Origin of the sequence: Vandammella animalimorsus (genome assembly GCF_002285265.1) — a bacterium.
Lineage (GTDB): Bacteria > Pseudomonadota > Gammaproteobacteria > Burkholderiales > Burkholderiaceae_C > Lampropedia.
Window position 1 is genome coordinate 313,499 of record NZ_NSJB01000002.1, and the last position, 17,085, is coordinate 330,583.

Annotated in this window: 17 protein-coding genes; 9 read left to right on the forward strand and 8 right to left on the reverse strand. The window is 66.7% G+C overall.

All coding sequences use genetic code 11. The annotated features are described in order from the left end of the window. Nucleotides 1-41: 41 nt before the first annotated feature. Entirely contained in the window at nucleotides 42-755 is a 714-nt protein-coding gene (gpmA, locus tag CK625_RS05830) for a 2,3-diphosphoglycerate-dependent phosphoglycerate mutase (RefSeq protein ID WP_095539347.1), read from the reverse strand. Nucleotides 756-1,061: 306 nt separating this feature from the next. Here gpmA and CK625_RS05835 point away from each other — a divergent pair, with 306 nt between their 5' ends. The 5 genes from CK625_RS05835 (at nucleotide 1,062) to CK625_RS05855 (ending at nucleotide 4,270) form a co-directional block, all read left to right on the forward strand. Next, nucleotides 1,062-1,481 carry a rhodanese-like domain-containing protein gene (locus tag CK625_RS05835; RefSeq protein ID WP_095539348.1) on the forward strand — a complete coding sequence of 140 codons (420 nt, stop codon included), beginning with the start codon at nucleotides 1,062-1,064 and terminating at the stop codon, nucleotides 1,479-1,481. A 63-nt stretch (nucleotides 1,482-1,544) separates the two neighbouring features. Beyond that, nucleotides 1,545-1,799 carry a glutaredoxin 3 gene (gene grxC / locus CK625_RS05840; protein ID WP_095539349.1) on the forward strand — a complete coding sequence of 85 codons (255 nt, stop codon included), beginning with the start codon at nucleotides 1,545-1,547 and terminating at the stop codon, nucleotides 1,797-1,799. A 104-nt stretch (nucleotides 1,800-1,903) separates the two neighbouring features. Continuing rightward, the gene (gene secB, locus CK625_RS05845; RefSeq protein ID WP_095539429.1) at nucleotides 1,904-2,377 is read left to right on the forward strand and encodes a protein-export chaperone SecB; all 474 of its coding nucleotides are present in this window, start codon (nucleotides 1,904-1,906) and stop codon (nucleotides 2,375-2,377) included. 146 nt (nucleotides 2,378-2,523) lie between these two features. Then, entirely contained in the window at nucleotides 2,524-3,564 is a 1,041-nt protein-coding gene (locus CK625_RS05850; RefSeq protein WP_095539430.1) for an NAD(P)H-dependent glycerol-3-phosphate dehydrogenase, read from the forward strand. Between the two features lie 25 nt (nucleotides 3,565-3,589). Further along, on the forward strand, nucleotides 3,590-4,270 hold the full coding sequence (locus tag CK625_RS05855) for a LysE family translocator (RefSeq protein ID WP_095539350.1): 681 nt from the start codon (nucleotides 3,590-3,592) through the stop codon (nucleotides 4,268-4,270). Nucleotides 4,271-4,387: 117 nt separating this feature from the next. Here CK625_RS05855 and clpB read toward each other — a convergent pair whose 3' ends face one another. Together clpB and CK625_RS05865 are read right to left on the reverse strand one after the other, a co-directional pair. Then, nucleotides 4,388-6,982 carry an ATP-dependent chaperone ClpB gene (gene clpB, locus CK625_RS05860; protein ID WP_095539351.1) on the reverse strand — a complete coding sequence of 865 codons (2,595 nt, stop codon included), beginning with the start codon at nucleotides 6,980-6,982 and terminating at the stop codon, nucleotides 4,388-4,390. 123 nt (nucleotides 6,983-7,105) lie between these two features. Further along, on the reverse strand, nucleotides 7,106-7,993 hold the full coding sequence (locus CK625_RS05865; RefSeq protein WP_095539352.1) for a LysR family transcriptional regulator: 888 nt from the start codon (nucleotides 7,991-7,993) through the stop codon (nucleotides 7,106-7,108). A gap of 132 nt (nucleotides 7,994-8,125) precedes the next feature. On the opposite strand from CK625_RS05865, the gene CK625_RS05870 reads away from it, so the two are divergent. Further along, complete coding sequence (locus CK625_RS05870) at nucleotides 8,126-9,340, forward strand: CaiB/BaiF CoA transferase family protein (RefSeq protein ID WP_095539353.1); 1,215 nt, start codon at nucleotides 8,126-8,128, stop codon at nucleotides 9,338-9,340. 30 nt (nucleotides 9,341-9,370) lie between these two features. Beyond that, nucleotides 9,371-10,369, forward strand: a complete 999-nt coding sequence (locus CK625_RS05875; protein WP_095539354.1) for a Bug family tripartite tricarboxylate transporter substrate binding protein — start codon at nucleotides 9,371-9,373, stop codon at nucleotides 10,367-10,369. A 213-nt stretch (nucleotides 10,370-10,582) separates the two neighbouring features. On the opposite strand, the gene CK625_RS05880 is transcribed toward CK625_RS05875, so the two are convergent. The 5 genes from CK625_RS05880 to CK625_RS05900 all read right to left on the reverse strand — a co-directional run bounded on the left by CK625_RS05880 (nucleotide 10,583) and on the right by CK625_RS05900 (nucleotide 15,298). Further along, the gene (locus tag CK625_RS05880) at nucleotides 10,583-11,827 is read right to left on the reverse strand and encodes an ABC transporter substrate-binding protein (RefSeq protein WP_095539355.1); all 1,245 of its coding nucleotides are present in this window, start codon (nucleotides 11,825-11,827) and stop codon (nucleotides 10,583-10,585) included. A 186-nt stretch (nucleotides 11,828-12,013) separates the two neighbouring features. Beyond that, a complete protein-coding gene (locus tag CK625_RS05885; protein ID WP_095539356.1) occupies nucleotides 12,014-12,367 on the reverse strand; it encodes a YgiW/YdeI family stress tolerance OB fold protein in 354 nt (117 codons plus the stop codon). Between the two features lie 154 nt (nucleotides 12,368-12,521). Next, complete coding sequence (purT, locus tag CK625_RS05890; RefSeq protein ID WP_095539357.1) at nucleotides 12,522-13,739, reverse strand: formate-dependent phosphoribosylglycinamide formyltransferase; 1,218 nt, start codon at nucleotides 13,737-13,739, stop codon at nucleotides 12,522-12,524. A gap of 79 nt (nucleotides 13,740-13,818) precedes the next feature. Beyond that, on the reverse strand, nucleotides 13,819-14,820 hold the full coding sequence (gene ispH / locus CK625_RS05895) for a 4-hydroxy-3-methylbut-2-enyl diphosphate reductase (protein ID WP_095539358.1): 1,002 nt from the start codon (nucleotides 14,818-14,820) through the stop codon (nucleotides 13,819-13,821). Nucleotide 14,821: 1 nt separating this feature from the next. Next, nucleotides 14,822-15,298 carry an FKBP-type peptidyl-prolyl cis-trans isomerase gene (locus tag CK625_RS05900; protein WP_095539359.1) on the reverse strand — a complete coding sequence of 159 codons (477 nt, stop codon included), beginning with the start codon at nucleotides 15,296-15,298 and terminating at the stop codon, nucleotides 14,822-14,824. Between the two features lie 170 nt (nucleotides 15,299-15,468). Here CK625_RS05900 and radC point away from each other — a divergent pair, with 170 nt between their 5' ends. Together radC and CK625_RS05910 are read left to right on the forward strand one after the other, a co-directional pair. Beyond that, nucleotides 15,469-16,158 carry a RadC family protein gene (radC, locus tag CK625_RS05905; RefSeq protein ID WP_095539431.1) on the forward strand — a complete coding sequence of 230 codons (690 nt, stop codon included), beginning with the start codon at nucleotides 15,469-15,471 and terminating at the stop codon, nucleotides 16,156-16,158. A gap of 92 nt (nucleotides 16,159-16,250) precedes the next feature. Then, nucleotides 16,251-16,901, forward strand: a complete 651-nt coding sequence (locus tag CK625_RS05910; protein ID WP_095539432.1) for a Smr/MutS family protein — start codon at nucleotides 16,251-16,253, stop codon at nucleotides 16,899-16,901. Nucleotides 16,902-17,085 lie beyond the last annotated feature (184 nt).

The window sequence follows — 17,085 nt, forward strand, 5'->3', positions numbered from 1 at the left end:
TTTCCAGAATTTGCTCATCTCAGTCCCACGGCCTGCGGCGTTCACTGCAGGGGCTTCTCGCCCGAGGGCTCCAGGTAATAGCGGCGCAGTGGCTTGAGCTGCTCATCGAGCTCATAGACCAGCGGCGTGCCATTGGGGATGTTGAGCGAGACGATGTCCTGATCGGAGATGCCGTCCAGGTACTTGACCAGCGCGCGCAGCGAGTTGCCATGCGCGGCAATCACCAGGCGCTTTCCGGCGCGGATGTCCGGCGCGATGTGCGACTCCCAGTATGGCAGCACGCGCGCCACCGTGTCCTTGAGGCACTCGGTCAGCGGAATCTGCTCGGGCGCCAGCGCGCTGTAGCGGCGGTCGCCGCGCTCGCTGCGCGCATCGCCCGCTTCCAGCGGCGGCGGCGGCGTGTCGTAGCTGCGGCGCCAGATCAACACCTGCTCATCGCCGTATTGCCGGGCCATGTCGGCCTTGTTCAGCCCCTGCAGGCCGCCATAGTGGCGCTCGTTCAGGCGCCAGGATTTTTCTACCGGCAGCCAGGTCGCATCCATCGCATCCAGGCAATGCCACAGCGTGTGGATGGCGCGCTTGAGCACGCTGGTGTAGGCCTTGTCGAACTCCAGGCCCGCCGCCTGCAGGCGCCGCCCGGCCTCCTGGGCCTGGGCGATGCCCGTGGCCGTCAAGTCCACGTCGGTCCAGCCGGTGAAGCGGTTTTCGAGGTTCCAGGTGGATTCGCCGTGGCGGATCAGTACGAGCTTGTGCATGGGGCAGGGCTATGGAGATGCGGTAGAGAAAACGCTGCGATGCCAGCGCGCCAGGCGAGCGGCCATCGGCCATGGGCCATCGCCGCGCGCCAGCAAAACAAAAAGCCCGCCATTTTAAAACCTGTTGCCCCATCGCGCTTGCCCTGCTGCGGCAGGGCCAGAACGGCACACCGCAGGGCAGCGCGGTGCGGGCCGCCCATGCCGCACGGCGGCGAAATACTAGAATGCGCGCTTTTGCGTTTTCTTGTTCCCTGATCGCCCGGCCGGCAACGGCGCGGCGAGCTGTTTTCTTGACGAGTTGCTGCCGTGAGTTTCTTTCTGGATAACTGGTATTTGTTCGTGCTGGCCATTGGCTCCGGCGCCATGCTGTTTTTGCCTGCGCTGGCCCGCCAGGGCACGGCCAGCATCACACCGGCGCAGGCGGTACAGAAAATGAATGCCGAAAAGGCCGTGGTGATCGACGTGCGCAGCAGCGACGAATACGCCAGCGGCCACGTCAAGGGCGCCAGGCACATCACCGCTGACGCGCTGGAGCAGCAGCTGCCGCAGGCCGTGAAGAACAAGGCCGCGCCCGTGCTGTTCATCTGCGCCAGCGGCCCGCGCGCCCAGCGCGCACTGCTGCAGGCCAAAAAGCTCGGCTACGAGAACGGCTTCGTCATCGCCGGCGGCACCAAGGCCTGGCGCGATGCCGGGCTGCCACTGGCCACCGGCGCCAAGGCCGGTTAAGCCCTGCTTGCCGCCGCGCCCCTTTGCCTGAACCGATTCGCTCCACACGCCATTCATCGCCCTATGCAAACCGTCACCATGTACACCACGGCCGTCTGCCCCTACTGCCTGCGCGCCAAGCAGCTGCTCAAGGCACGCGGCGTGCAGGCCATCGAGGAAATCCGCGTCGATCTGGACCCCGGCCTGCGCACGCAAATGATGGAGCGCACCGGCCGCCGCACCGTGCCGCAGATCTACATCGGCAGCACCCACGTGGGCGGCTACGACGATCTGGCCGCGCTGGACGCGCAGGGCCAGCTGCTGCCGCTGCTGGGCTGAGCCGCGCGCCAATTGCCTGCATAATGCGCGGGCCTTGGCGCCCAGGCGGGGCCGCAGCGCCTTGCCTGTTCCGATTGCACCGATCCACATTGAAAGAGCCCAGCATGGCTGAAGAAACCAACAACCAACCCGTGTTCCAGATCCAGCGCGTCTACCTCAAGGACTTGTCGCTGGAGCAGCCCAATTCGCCCGCCATCCTGCTGGAGCAGGCCCAACCCAGCGTGGACATCCAGCTGGCCGTGGCCGCCAACAACATCGACGAAGGCATCTTCGAGATCGTCGTCACCGGCACGGTGCACACCAAGGTCAACGACAAGACCCTGTTCCTGGTCGAGGCCAAGCAAGCGGGCATCTTCGAGATCCGCAACATCCCGCAGGAGCAAATGGGCGCCGTGGTTGGCGTGGCCTGCCCGCAAATCGTCTACCCCTATCTGCGCGGCAACATTGCCGATCTGATCAACCGCGCCGGCTTCCCGCCCGTGCACCTGGCCGAGATCAACTTCCAGGCCATGTACGAGCAGCAGCAGGCACAGCAGGCCGGCGCCACCAACGGCGGCGACCCGGCCCCCGTGCAGTAAGGCTCGGCGCAGGCGCGCCAGCACACACCGGCACGCCTGCGGCTTGCCACCACAAGCAGGGGCCTTTGCAGGCCCCTTTTTTTGCGGCCATCAGCAGGCTGCCAACGCACAGGGGAAGGAGAGACAGCATGCTGGAACCACAGGCCTTGCGCATTCTGATCATCGGCGGTGGCGCCTGGGGCACGGCCGTGGCCCTGGCCGCAGCCCGGCACCCGGCGGGCCATGCCGTCTGCCTTTGGCTGCGCGATGCGGCCCAGGCCGCGCAGCTGCGCGCGCAAGGCTGCAACGCCCGCTACCTGCCAGGCATCGCACTGCCGCCGGCGCTGCGCATCGCCAGCGGCGAGCAGGCGCTGCAGACCGAGATCGCCCAGGCGCAGCTGGTCGTGCTGGGCACGCCGGTGGCCGCGCTGCAGGCCATGCTGGGCCAGCTCGCGCCCGCGCTGCGGCCTGACACGCCGCTGGTCTGGCTGTGCAAGGGCTTTGCCCCCACGCCGCAGCAGGCCTGGCACGGCCAGCTGCCCCATGAGCTGCAACAGCGCATCCTGCCGCAGGCGCTGTGCGGCGCGCTCAGCGGCCCCAGCTTCGCGCAGGAGGTGGCGCGCGGCCAGCCCACGGCCCTGGTCGCGGCCTCGGCCCATCAGGCCGTGCGCCAGGCGCTGATGCAGGCCTTCCACGCCCATGCGCTGCGCCTGTACAGCAACGACGATCTGGTGGGCGTGGAAGTCGGCGGCGCGGTCAAGAACGTGCTGGCCATCGCCACGGGCATTTGCGACGGCCTGGAGCTGGGCCTGAACGCGCGCGCGGCCCTGATCACGCGCGGCCTGGCCGAGATGACGCGCCTGGGCGTGGCCATGGGCGCGCGCGCGGCCACCTTCACCGGCCTGTCGGGCATGGGCGATCTGGTGCTCACCGCCACCGGCAACCTGTCGCGCAACCGCAAGGTCGGGCTGCTGCTGGCGCAGGGCCAGCGCCTGCCCGACATCCTCACCACGCTGGGCCATGTGGCCGAAGGCGTGCACTGCGCCCAGGCGGTCGTGGCGCGCGCTGCGCAGCTGGGGGTGCACATGCCCATCAGCGAGGCTGTGGTGCGCCTGCTCGAGGGCCGGCAGCAGGCCGCGCACGCCGTGCAAAGCCTGCTGCAGCGCGACCCGGCCGCCGAGGCCGGCCACGAGGACGCCGCCCCTTGAGGGCCGGCAACACCCCCCAGCGCCCATGCCCAGCCCCGACACCCTGCTGCAATTCTTCGGCCTGGCCGTGCTGCTGGCCCTCAGCCCCGGCCCGGACAACCTGTTCGTGCTGATGCAGTCCATCCAGCACGGCTGGCGCACCGGCCTGCTGGTGGTGCTGGGGCTGTGCCTGGGCGTGTGCGGCCATACCCTGGCCGTGGCCATGGGCCTGGCGGCGCTGCTGGCCGCCTCGCCGCAGCTGCTGACGCTGCTCAAGCTGCTGGGCGCGGCTTATCTGCTTTGGCTGGCCTGGGGCGCCTGGCATGCGCCCGTGGCAGCGCGAGCGCCCGATGCGATGCTGCCCCACCAAACGCAGCCTGCCGCAGCGCACGCCCCTGATGCCAAGCCCCATTCACGCCAGGCGCTGCGCTGCATTGGCCGAGGCCTGGTGATGAACCTGAGCAACCCCAAGGTGCTGTTGTTCTTCCTGGCCTTTTTGCCGCAGTTCACCCAGCCGGCGCGCGGGCCCATGGGCACGCAAATCATGGCGCTGGGCGCGGTGTTTGCCTTGAGCACGCTGCTGGTGTTTGGCGCCATCGCCTTTTTCTCCGGCAGCTTTGGCCAGGCGCTGCAGCGCTCGGCGCGCATGCAGCGCGTGCTCAACCGCAGCGCCAGCATCGTCTTCGCCGCCCTGGCGCTGCGCCTGCTGATTGCACAGGTGCAGTAAGAATCTGTTCGCCTGCCATCGCGCCACGCGCCATTGCACAAAACACAACACGCCGCCCTGGCGGAAACCAGGCCGGCGTGTGTGCGTCGCCCTTCAAGGCAGGCGCTCAGAGCCTTCTCACCGAAACTCGAACACCCCCGGCGCCTTGATCGGATCGACGCTGACCTCGATCGTGCTCTTGGGCGGGAACTGCCCTTGCAGCAGCGCCTTGGACAGCGGGTTTTCGATGCGCTGCTGGATCGCGCGCTTGAGCGGCCGCGCGCCGAACACCGGGTCGAACCCCACCTTGGCCAGCTCGGCCAGGGCCGCGTCCGAGACTTGCAGCTGCAGCTCCATCTTCTCCAGCCGCTTTTGCAGCGTGGCCAGTTGGATCTTGGCGATCTCGCCAATGTGCTTGGCATCCAGGCCGTGGAAGACCACCGTCTCGTCGATGCGGTTGAGGAACTCGGGGCGGAAGTGGTTTTTCAGCTCCTCCCACACTGCGTCCTTGACCTCTTCATACGGCTTGCCCGCCATCTCCTGGATGCGGTGCGAGCCAATGTTGCTGGTCATGATGATGACGGTGTTCTTGAAGTCCACGGTGCGGCCCTGGCCGTCGGTCAGGCGGCCGTCGTCCAGCACTTGCAGCAGCACGTTGAACACGTCCGGGTGGGCTTTTTCCACCTCGTCGAGCAGCACCACGCTGTAGGGCTTGCGGCGCACGGCCTCGGTGAGATACCCGCCCTCGTCATAGCCCACGTAGCCGGGCGGCGCGCCGATGAGCCGGGCCACGGAGTGTTTCTCCATGAACTCGCTCATGTCGATGCGGATGAGGTGCTCTTCGCTGTCGAACAAAAAGCCCGCCAGCGCCTTGCTCAGCTCGGTCTTGCCTACGCCGGTGGGGCCAAGGAACAAAAAGCTGCCCAGCGGCCGGTTCGGGTCACTCAGGCCCGAGCGCGAGCGGCGGATGGCGTCGGCCACGGCGTCCACGGCCTCGCTCTGGCCCACCACGCGCTGGTGCAGGGCGTCTTCCATGTGCAGCAGCTTCTCGCGCTCGCCCTGCATCATCTTGCTGACGGGGATGCCGGTGGCGCGGCTGACGACTTCGGCGATTTCCTCCGCGCCCACTTGGGTGCGCAGCAACTGCGGCGCGGCTTTTTCGCGCGCGCCTTCGCTGGCCTGGGCGTCCTTCAACTGCTTTTCCAGCGCGGGCAGCTTGCCGTATTGCAGCTCGGCCACTTTGTTGAAGTCGCCCTTGCGGGTGAATTCCTCGATCTGGAACTTGAGCTGGTCGATCTCCTTGCGCAGTTGCTCGCCGCCCTGGGCGCTGGCTTTCTCGCTTTTCCAGATCTTTTCCAGGTCGGCGTACTCTTTTTCCAGCTTGGCCAGGTCGTCCTCGATGAGTTGCAGGCGCTTTTTGGAAGCCTCGTCGGTTTCCTTCTTCATGGCCTCGCGCTCGATCTTCAGTTGAATGATGCGGCGGTCGAGCTTGTCCATGGCCTCGGGCTTGGAGTCGATCTCGATCTTGATCTTGGCCGCGGCCTCGTCGATCAGGTCAATGGCCTTGTCGGGCAGGAAGCGGTCAGTGATGTAGCGCGCGCTCAGCTCGGCCGCGGCCACGATGGCCGGGTCGGTGATGTCCACGCCGTGGTGCACCTCGTACTTCTCTTGCAGGCCGCGCAGGATGGCGATGGTGGCTTCCACCGTCGGCTCTTCCACCAGCACTTTCTGGAAGCGCCGCTCCAGCGCCGCGTCTTTTTCGATGTACTTGCGGTACTCGTCCAGCGTGGTCGCGCCAATGCAGTGCAGCTCGCCACGCGAGAGCGCGGGCTTGAGCATGTTGCCCGCGTCCATCGCGCCCTCGGCCTTGCCCGCGCCCACCATGGTGTGGATTTCGTCGATGAACAGGATGATGCGGCCCTCGTCCTGCGCCACTTCTTTCAGCACGGACTTGAGGCGCTCTTCAAATTCGCCCCGGTACTTGGCCCCGGCCAAAAGGCCGGCCATGTCCAGCACCAGCACGCGCTTGTCCTTGAGCGTGTCGGGCACTTCACCGGCCACGATGCGCTGCGCCAGCCCTTCGACGATGGCGGTCTTGCCCACGCCCGGCTCGCCAATCAGCACCGGATTGTTCTTGCTGCGCCGTTGCAGCACCTGGATGGCGCGGCGGATTTCGTCGTCGCGGCCAATCACCGGGTCGAGCTTGCCCTGGCGCGCGCGCTCGGTCAGATCCAGCGTGTATTTCTTCAGCGCCTCGCGCTGGCTTTCGCCCTCGGCGCTGTCCATGGTCTGGCCGCCGCGCACGGCGTCGATGGCGGCTTCCAGGCTCTTGCGGCTCAGGCCGCTTTCCTTGGCGATGCGCGCGGCCTCGCCTTTGCCGGATTTCTCATCGGCCAGCGCCAGCAGGAACATCTCGCTGGGGATGAACTGGTCGCCGCGCTTGATGGCCTCCTTCTCCGTGGCCTGCAACAGCTTCATCAGATCAGGGCTGGGCTGCACCTGCTCCTGGCCCTGCACCTGCGGCAGGCGCTTGATGGCCGCTTCCGCCTCTTGCGCCAGCCGCGCCGTGTTCACGCCCGCGCGCTGCAACAGCGACTTGGGGCCGTCCTCCTGGCGCAGCATGGCCGCCAGCAAATGCTCGGGCTGGATGTAGGCATGGTCGTTGCCCAAAGCCAGCGACTGCGCATCGCCCAGCGCTTCCTGGAATTTGGTGGTGAGTTTGTCGAATCGCATGTCGAAAATCCCTCTGCAATGGTGTTGACTGCATCGCACATAAGGCTGGCCCGCCAAGCATTCAAGAGGTCCGGCGGGCTTTTTGCCATGCTTGCGCACAGCTTCAGACACTTGCAGGGGTTTCTACTGCGCCGCAGCAGCGGGCTGTGTCTTGCGGCACAAGAACTCGATCAGCGTCTGCTGAGTCTTGGTCTGATAGCGCGATGGCAGGTGCAGCAAATACAGGTTCGAGCGCAGAAAAGCCAAGTCCCGCCGGGGTATGGGCAATTGGCGCAACTGGCCAGACGCGATTTCATCGGCCACCATGTATGCGGGCACCAAGCCAGCACCCAAGCCTTGCAGGATGGCATCGCGCAGAAAGAAAAAGTTGGCCGACGTCAAGCGCGTGCGGATGCTCGCGCTCTGGCCTGCCAGCTTGAGTTTTTCGCCTGTCAGCTCCGAAGTAATCAGCGGCAGGCACCGCAGCTGCGACAGCGTGCGCACGGCGCCATAGCCCTTTAGCAGGCTGGGGGCAGCACACGCCACATACTCCACAGCGCCCAGGTTATGCGCCACCAGGTTGCTGGGGGCATCGCCCATGACGCGGATCGAAAAATCCACCGCGCCTTTGATGAGGTCCTCAATGGCATTGTCAAAAATCACCTCCAGGGTCACCTGCGGGTATAGGTGCATGAACTCCATCAGCCACGCCGCCATGGTGTGCTGACCGTAGCCACTGGGCACGCTCAGGCGTACCGTGCCACCCAGGTTGTTGCCCAGGTTCTGCAGTGACTCTTCGGCCGCCATCAGCTCATGGCGAATCTTCTTGCCATGGGCATACAGCTGCCGCCCCAGCGCCGTGGCCTCCAGTTGGCGCGTGCTGCGCTTGAGCAGCTCAACCCCCAAGCTTTTCTCGAAATGGTTCAGCCGCTTGCTGATGTTGGCACGGCTCATGCCCAGCTTGCGCGCCGCGCGGCTGAGGTTGCCACTGTCAATGATGTCCACCAGCAAGTTCAGGCCATTCGCATCCATTGTCAACCTTTAGTTGATAAATATGTTGAATATTAATTGCAATTGTCAAGATTGAGTGTCTAGTCAACAATGGCCTCCATCACAAGAAGGCCCCATGGATCGAAGGGCCGCTGCCGATGGAGACAAGAGCACATGCCTGCAAGCCTTCCCCCAGCTGCGTTGCCCCTGGCAGGGGTTCAGGTACTTGACCTGTCCCGCGTACTGGCTGGGCCCATGTGCGCCATGGCCCTGGCCGATCTGGGGGCAGACGTGATCAAGGTCGAGCATCCGGCGCGAGGCGACGACACCCGCGATTGGGGCGTGCGCATCGGCACGCACAACACCTCTTACTTCAACAGCTTCAACCGCAACAAACGCTCCATCACCCTGAATCTGCAAAGCCCGCAAGGTTCGCAGATCGCCAGGGATCTGGCTGCGCGTTGTGACGTCGTGATCCAGAACTTCAAGGTCGGTGGCGCCGAAAAGCTGGGCCTGGGCTACGAGCAGCTCAAGGCCCTGAATCCACGGCTGGTGTACTGCTCCATCTCGGGCTATGCGCGCTTCACGCCCGATGCCCAGCGACCCGGCTACGACCTGGTGGTCCAGGGTGAGGCTGGGGTCATGGCCACCAATGGTGAACATGGCCAGGGCCCGTTGAAATTCGGTGTGGCGGCCGTGGACATGTTCACGGGCATGTATTGCGCGCAAACCATTTTGGCGGCCTTGTACGCCCGCCAATCCAGCGGTCAGGGGCGTCACGTGCAAATGGCGCTGTACGACTGCGGCCTGATGATCACCTCCTACTACGGCATGGAGGCCTTGCTCAAGGGCGGTGACCCGCCAAAGTTCGGCAACTCCCATCCTTCCATCGTGCCCTACGGAGTGTTCGAAGCCGCCGATGGCCCATTGGTCATCACCGTGGGCAACAACGGGCAATTCCAACGCTTTTGCCAGGATGTGATCCAGCGCCCCGAATGGGCCAGCGATGCCCGCTTTGCCACCAATACGGGCCGCTCAGCCCATCGCGAACTACTGCTGCCACAAATCTGCCAGACATTGCGCAGCTTCACGCGCGCCGAATTGCTGCAGCGGCTGACACGGGCCGAGATCCCGTGTGGCGAGGTGCTGGGCATGCTGCAAGCGCTGCAGTCCGAACGCACGGCCCAAGCCGGTCTTCTGCACCACTACGAAGACCCCGAAGCCGGCATGCAGGCCGTGCTGGCGCCGCCCTATGCCATGGACGGTCAGCGCGCACCTGTGCGCCACCCACCCCCGCACCTTGGCGAGCACACCGACAGCGTGCTGCAGGAGTTGCTCAAGCTGGACGCATCGGCCATGGCCGCACTGCGGGAAAACGGTGTCGTTTGACACCCATATTGACCAACAAGGAGACATCGCATGCACCCCTCATCCATTCGTCGCCGCCAATTGCTGGCCTGGGGCGCCATCGCCCCAATGTTCGGCTGGGCCCATGGCAGCCTGGCGCAAACGGCCTGGCCTAGCAAGATCATCAAGATCATCGTGGCCTTCCCTGCCGGCGGCCCAACCGACACGGTGGCCCGCATCATGGCGCACAAGCTGGGCGAGCGCCTGGGCCAACAGATCATCATCGAAAACAAGCCCGGCGCGTCGGGCTCGATCGGCACCACCGCACTCATCAAAAGCCCGGCCGATGGCCACCACCTGTCCATGTTCGGCATGCCTGCATTGCTGGCCCCGCTGATGTACAAGAACGACGCATACGATGTGGCGCGGGACTGTGCTGCCGTGGCCGCCATCTACGACCTGCCCATGGCCATCATCATCAACCCGGCAGTCATTGAGGGCGTGGACGATCTGCCCGGGCTGATCCGCTTCATCAAGGCCAGCAAGCAGCCGCTGAGCTTCACCAGCGCAGGCACAGGCAGCTTTGGGCACCTGGCCATGGAGCAGCTCAAAGGCATGGGCCAATTCGAGCTGATGCACGTGCCCTACCGCGGCAGCGCTCCGGCCGTGGCCGACTTGCTGGGCGGCCAGGTCGGGATCATGTTTGCAGATGTGGTTGCCGCCCTGCAATACATCCGCAACGGCAAGCTCAAGGCCATCGCCCTGAGCTCTCCCAATGCCAAGGCGCTGCTGCCAGGCACGAGCACCATCTCCGAGCAGGGCTTCCCTGGATTCGACTTCGACTCCTGGGGCGGCCTGATTGCCCCCTTGGGCACCCCCCAGGCCATCATCGACCGGATTGCCAACGAAACCAGTCAGATCGTGCGCCAGGACGAAGAGCTGCGGCAAAAGCTGCTGTCCGTGGGCGCCATCGCCTCCTTTCAAGACGGCAAACAGATGCACGAGCGCCTGAAAAAAGACTTCGCCCGCTGGAGCGCCATCGTCAAGCAAAAAGGCATCAGCGCTGCTTGAGTGTGAACAGGCTCCGAGAGCTTCATCCGCCCTCTTGCAACCCAGTCAAGACTGGACTGGGGCCGCCGCCCAGGCTGACGAACACAGTGGCGCGCGCTTGCCGCAAGAAAGGATTCGCCCATGGGCGATTGCGCCCAGTGGCTGGACGTCGCCACCCAGGCCAGCGGCCGGGCAAGGGCTGACGACGCCCCACGCCTGGCACCGCCTGTGCGCTCACTGCTTGAGCAATGGGCACTGCGAGTCGGCCAGCGGCAAAAAGGCCTTGTCGCCGGGGATGGTGGCCAGCAGCTTGTAGTAGTCCCACGGCGCCTTGGATTCGTTGGGCTTCTTGACCTCGAACAAATACATATCGTGCACCATGCGGCCATCGGCGCGGATCTGACCGTTGCTGGCGAAGAAGTCGTTGATGGGCGTGGCTTTCATGCGCTGCATCACGGCCTGGGCCTGGTCCGTGCCCGTGGCCTCAACGGCCTTGAGGTAGTGCATCAGCGATGAGTACACGCCGGCCTGGCTCATGTTGGGCATGCGCTTGACGCGCTCGAAAAAGCGCTGTGACCAGGCCCGCGTGGCATCGTTCATGTCCCAATAAAAGCCTTCGGTGAGCACCAGGCCCTGGGCCTGCTCAAGGCCCAGGGCATGCACATCGTTGATGAACAGCAGCAGGCTGGCCATGGTGATGCGGCCGTCTTGCGTCAGGCCAAATTCGGCTGCCGATTTGATGGCATTGACGGTGTCGGCCCCGGCGTTGGCCAGGCCCACGACATTGGCGCCGCTGGCCTGCGCCTGCAGCAGGTAGGAGGCAAAGTCGCTGGTGGCCAGCGGGTGCCGCGCCGCGCCCAGCACCTGCCCGCCATGGGCCTTGACCACTTTGGCGGCGGAGGCCTCCAGGCTGTGGCCGAAGGTGTAATCGGAAGAGAGGAAAAACCAGCGGCTGTCGCCGCGCCGCGTCAGCGCCTGGGCCGTGGCATTGGCCACGGCATAGGTGTCGTAGGCGTAGTGCACCGAGGTGGGCGCGCACAGGTCGTTGCTCAGGCGCTCGGAGCCCGGGCCGGAGAACAGCGTGATGCGGTTTTTCTGCCGCGCCACCTCCAGCACGGCAATGGCCGGGGCCGAGCCGGTCACGTCGGCCATCATGTCGAGCTGGTGCTGATCGAACCATTCGCGCGCCTTGTTGGCGGCGATGTCGGCCTTGTTCTGGTGATCGGCAAAGAGCAGCTCGATCTTCTTGCCGCGCACCTGGCCGCCAAAGTCCTCAATGGCCATTTGCGCGGCCACGACGCTGCCGCGCCCGGTGATGTCGGAGAACAGACCGCTCATGTCCGTCAACAGACCGATGCGCACCACGTCATCGGAAATTTGCGCGGCCGCGCCGTGCGCCACCAGGGCCAGCGCAGCAGCCAGGCCGGCGGCGGCCCGGCGGGCCCTGGGGATGAGAAAACAGTTGTTGGGCAATGGCATGGCGCTCTCCTGTGTTGTGCGTGACGATCAACCCACAAAACCCTCTGCGGCGGCATGCCTGCATGCCCGGGCCGCAAGGGCCTTTTGGAGCATGCCAGAGCAGCGCCTTGCGCGCTGCCCCCATGCGACACGGCCTGGTCTGCGCGCAAGGCAGCGGGCCAGGCCGTGTGCTCTCTTTGTGCGCTCTTACTGCACGATGCGTAGCGCGCGCACGTCGATTTCCGGCGCCTGCAGGGTGTCTTTCTCGACCTCGCCGATGATTTCCACGACGGTGCCGGCATCGAAGGGCGTGGCCGGCAGCAGGTGCTGGTCGATCTCCACCCGGATTTCGGCCTTGCCGTCGGAGAAGATGTATTCGTCGCCTTTGACCTGGCGCACGATCTTGCCGCGCAGCGTGACGTGCTGATCGTCCACGGGCTTGTCCAGGATGGCCTGCACGCTGGTGGCGGCGGGCTGCGCGCCGGGGCCGGCGTATTGGGCCAGGGCCGGGGCGGCCAGCACGGCGGCGGTGAGCATCAGGGCGGCGGTGATTTTTTTCATGAGAGGGTTCCCTTTCATTCAAGCTGGGGTGGCTGCAAGTTCAGCCCAAGGGCATGGCTTTGCCATGGGCTTGGCTGCAGATTAGCCAGCGCGGCTTAAATGCGGGATGAATCAGCGGGCCGCCAGCCGCGCCAATCGCCAACCACCAGCCGCTTCAAGGCTGGCGCGGCCTGACTTGTGCGGCGGCCTGTTTGGCGCGCTGGCGGGCCGTGTCCAGATCGTCGTGCCAGGCCAGGGCCACGCCCATGCGGCGCTTGGCAAAGCCCTCGGGCTTGCCGAACAGGCGCAGGCTGGTTTGCGGCACGGCCAGGGCCTGGGCCACGCCGTCGAAGACCAGGCCGGCGGCGTCCACGCCGCCGTAGATCACGGCGCTGGCGCCGGGCGATTGCAGCGCCGTGTCCACCGGCAGGCCGAGGATGGCCCTCGCGTGCAGCTCGAACTCGCTTTGGCGCTGCGTGGCCATGGTGACCATGCCGGTGTCGTGCGGCCTGGGGCTGACTTCGCTGAACCAGACCTGCTCGCCCTTGACGAACAGCTCAACGCCAAACAGGCCCAGCCCGCCCAGCTCGTCGGTGATGGTCTTGGCGATGTGCCGCGCCTGCTCGCGCGCGGCGGCCTGCATGGGCTGCGGTTGCCAGCTTTCGACGTAGTCGCCGTTGCGCTGGATGTGGCCTATGGGTTCGCAAAAGTGCGTTTGCACCTGGCCGTCGCGGCCTTGTGCGCGCACGGTCAGCTGGGTGATTTCGTAGTCGAAGTCGATGAAGCCTTCGACGATGACGCGGCCGTGGCCCACGCGCGCGCCGGTCATGGCGCAGTCCCAGGCGGCGGCCACATCCTGCGGGCCGTCGATTTTGCTCTGGCCCTTGCCGGAGCTACTCATGACGGGCTTGACGATGCAGGGGTAGCCGATGGGCGGCTGGCCGTCTGCGCCGTCGATGGCGGCCTGCAGCGCCGGCAGCGAATCGCAGAAGCGGTAGGCGCTGGTGGGCAGGCCCAGGGTTTCGGCGGCCAGGCGGCGGATGCCCTCGCGGTCCATGGTCAGGCGCGCGGCGCGCGCCGTGGGGATGACGCGCACCAGGCCTTGGGCCTCCAGGCGTTCGAGCTCGGCGGTGGCGATGGCTTCGATCTCGGGCACGACCAGCTGGGGCTTTTGCGCCTCGATCAGCGCGCGCAGCGCGGCCGCGTCGCTCATGGCGATGGTGTGCGCGTGGTGCGCCACCTGCTGCGCGGGCGCGCCGTCGTAGCGGTCCACGGCGATGGTTTCGACGCCCAGGCGCTGCAGCTCGATGACGACTTCCTTGCCCAGCTCGCCGCTGCCCAGCAGCATGACGCGGGTGGCATGCGGGGTGTTGGGGGTGCCCAGTGTGTCCATGGCGGGTGTCCTTGTCGTGAGGCGGCGCGCGCGCAGCCCGTGTGCCGTGGCTGCGCGCGCGGGGTGTGATGGGTGGTTCTTAGCCGCGCGGCGCAGTGGATGCGGCAGGCGGGGCGGCGGGCGCAGCAGCGGCTGCCTCGGCAGCGTCCAGCTTCAGGCCCTTGGGCAGCGGAAAGCGCATGGTCTCCTGCACGCCGTCCATCTTGCGCACGGCGATGATGCCCAGCTGGCGCAGGCGCTCGATCACGCCCTGCACCAGCAGCTCGGGCGCGGAGGCGCCGGCCGTCAGGCCCACGGTGTGCTTGCCCTGCAGCCATTCGGGGCGGATTTCGCTGGCGTCATCGACCATGTAGCCGGGCGTGCCGAGCTTTTCGGCCAGATCGCGCAGGCGGTTGCTGTTGGAGCTGGTGGGGCTGCCCACGACGATGAGCACGTCCACCTGGCGGCTGAGCTGCTTGACCGCGTCCTGGCGGTTCTGCGTGGCATAGCAGATGTCCTGCTGCTTGGGCTGGCGGATCTGCGGAAAGCGCGCCTTGACGGCGGCGGTGATCTCGGCGGCGTCGTCCACCGACAGCGTGGTCTGCGTCACCACGGCCAGGCGCTCGGTCTGCGCTGGCTGCACGCGCGCCACGTCGGCCACGTCCTCGACCAGGTGGATGCCCTCGCTGAGCTGGCCCATGGTGCCCTCGACCTCGGGGTGGCCCTTGTGGCCGATCATGATGAATTCGTAGCCCTCCTTGGCCAGCTTGGCAACCTCAACGTGCACCTTGGTCACCAGCGGGCAGGTGGCGTCGAAGACCTGAAAGCCCCTCTCGCGCGCCTCGTTCTGCACGGCCTTGCTCACGCCATGGGCGCTGAACACCAGCGTCGCGCCCGGCGGCACCTCGGCCAGGTCCTCAATGAAGATCGCGCCCTTCTGGCGCAGCGTGTTGACCACGTGCGTGTTGTGCACGATCTCGTGGCGCACGTAGATGGGCGCGCCAAACTTCTGCAGGGCCCGCTCGACGATGTCGATGGCGCGGTCCACGCCGGCGCAAAAGCCGCGCGGCTCGGCCAGCACGATGCTGCGCTGCTCGCCCATGTCACAGCACCCCGATCAAGAGCACCTCGAAGGTCACGGGCTGGCCGGCCAGGGGGTGGTTGAAGTCAAACAGCACGGCGCCGTCCTCGCGCACCTGCAGCACCGTGCCGGCGTAGCTGCCCAGGCCGCTGGGGGTGGGGAACTGCACCACATCGCCCAGGCGGTAGTCCTCGTCTGGGTCGCCCAACTCTTCGAGCAGCTTGCGCGCCACCCATTGCTGCATCTGCGGGTTCTTCTCGCCAAAGGCCTCGCCGGCGGGCAGCTCGTAGGTGGCGCGCTCGCCCTCGTGCATGCCCAGCAGGCGCGTCTCCAGCGCCGGCGACAGCTCGCCAGAGCCCAGGGTCAGCGTCGAGGGCTGGCCGTCAAAGGTGTTGATGATGTCGCCCTGCGGCCCGGCCAGGCGGTAGTGCAGGGTCAGAAAGGCGCCGGGCCGCACCTGGGGCGCGGCCGCATTGGAAGAAGGGGTAGAGGCCGGCATGGCTGGCAGTCGTCGATGGGCTTTGAATACACTCGGGGCGATTCTAGAGCGTGTGATGCACTTTTCGCCCCCCGCGAGAGCACCCCGGCGTGTGCAGTGCAAGGCGCCGTTGCCGCCGCAGCGCGGGGGGCGAAAAGTGCATAACACGCTCTATTACCCGAGCCATGCCCATGTCCTTCAAAGATGTACCGCCCGAGGCCCGCCCGCGCGAGAAACTGCTGGCGCGGGGCGCGGCCGCGCTGTCGGACACCGAGCTGCTGGCCATCGTGCTGCGCACCGGCACGGCCGGGCGCGGCGTGCTGGCGCTGGCCGGCGACCTGCTGCAACTGCCGCAGGCCACAGGCATCGGCGGCCTGGCCGGCCTGCTGCAGGCGCGGCGCGAAGACCTGCAGCGCATCAAAGGCCTGGGCCCGGCCAAGCAGGCCGAGTTGCTGGCCATCATGGAGCTGGCGCGGCGCGCGCTGGCGCAGCAGCTGGCGCTGGGCGATGCGCTGCAAGCGCCCGCCGCCGTGCGCCAGTACCTGCAAGCGCAGCTGGCGCACCGGCCCCAGGAAGTCTTTGCCGTGCTGTTTCTCGACAGCCAGTTGCGGCTGATCGCTTTTGAGGAGCTGTTCCAAGGCACGCTGACCGCCGCCAGCGTCTTCCCGCGCGAGATCGCACGGCGCGCGCTGCTGTGCAATGCGCACAGCCTGATCCTGGCGCACAACCACCCCAGCGGCACGCCCACGCCCTCGGCCGCCGACATCGAGAGCACGCGGCGCGTGCGCGAGGCGCTGGCGCTGTTGGACTTGCAGCTGCTGGACCACATCATCGTCGCGCAGGGCCAGAGCCTGTCGCTGGCCGAACAGGGGCTGCTGTGAGCGCCCAAGGCAAAAAGCCCGGCGCGGCATCGGCAACGCAAGCAGCCCAGCAAGCGCCGCAGGCCGCGCCCAAGCCTGCGCGGGGCGCGGCGTTGAGCGTGCATGCGCTTTCCGATCTGCGCCAGATCTCGGCCCTGCTGCGCCTGCAGCGCGAGGCCGCGCAACAGCAGGCGCTGCGCGAGCAGCAGCGCCGCGAAGCCGCCGAGCGCGAGCGCGACCTGTTTCGCCACAGCGTGGGCGCGGTGCAGCCGCTCAAGCACGCGCCGCGCGTGCACCAGGCGCCGCCGCCTGCGCCGCCGCTGCCGTTGCAGCTGCAGCGCGACGAACAGCGCGCGCTGCTCGAATCGCTCAGCGATGAGTTCGACGTTGCCTCACTGCTGGACACCGACGAGGCGCTGAGCTATCGCCAGCCCGGCGTGGCCCCCGAGGTGGCGCGCAAGCTGCGCCTGGGGCACTGGAGCATCCAGGCCACGCTGGATTTGCACGGCCTGCGCCTGGACGAGGCGCGCGAGGCGCTGGGCCAGTTCATCCGCCAGGCGCACCGCCAAGGCCTGCGCTGCGTGCGCGTGGTGCATGGCAAGGGCCACGGCTCGCCCGGGCGCATCCCCGTGCTCAAGAGCCGCGTGCAGCGCTGGCTGGTGCAGAAAAGCGAGGTCATGGCCTTCGTGCAGGCCCGCGCCAGCGAAGGCGGCGCCGGCGCCGTGGTGGTGGTGCTCGACCGCGCGCGGCGCAGCCCCTGCTGATGCACTGACAGCGCCTTCCCCAGGGAAGGGCTGCACGCACCCAGCCGCCGGGGCTGGCGCTGCGATGGGCGCAGGCTTTTCAAGGGATTTCCCCAGGTCACAAAGCCTGGGCAGCGCCTGCTGATCGGGCACCATTCGCGCCTGTCCACACCATTGACCACACCACTGACGCAAGGAGATTGTC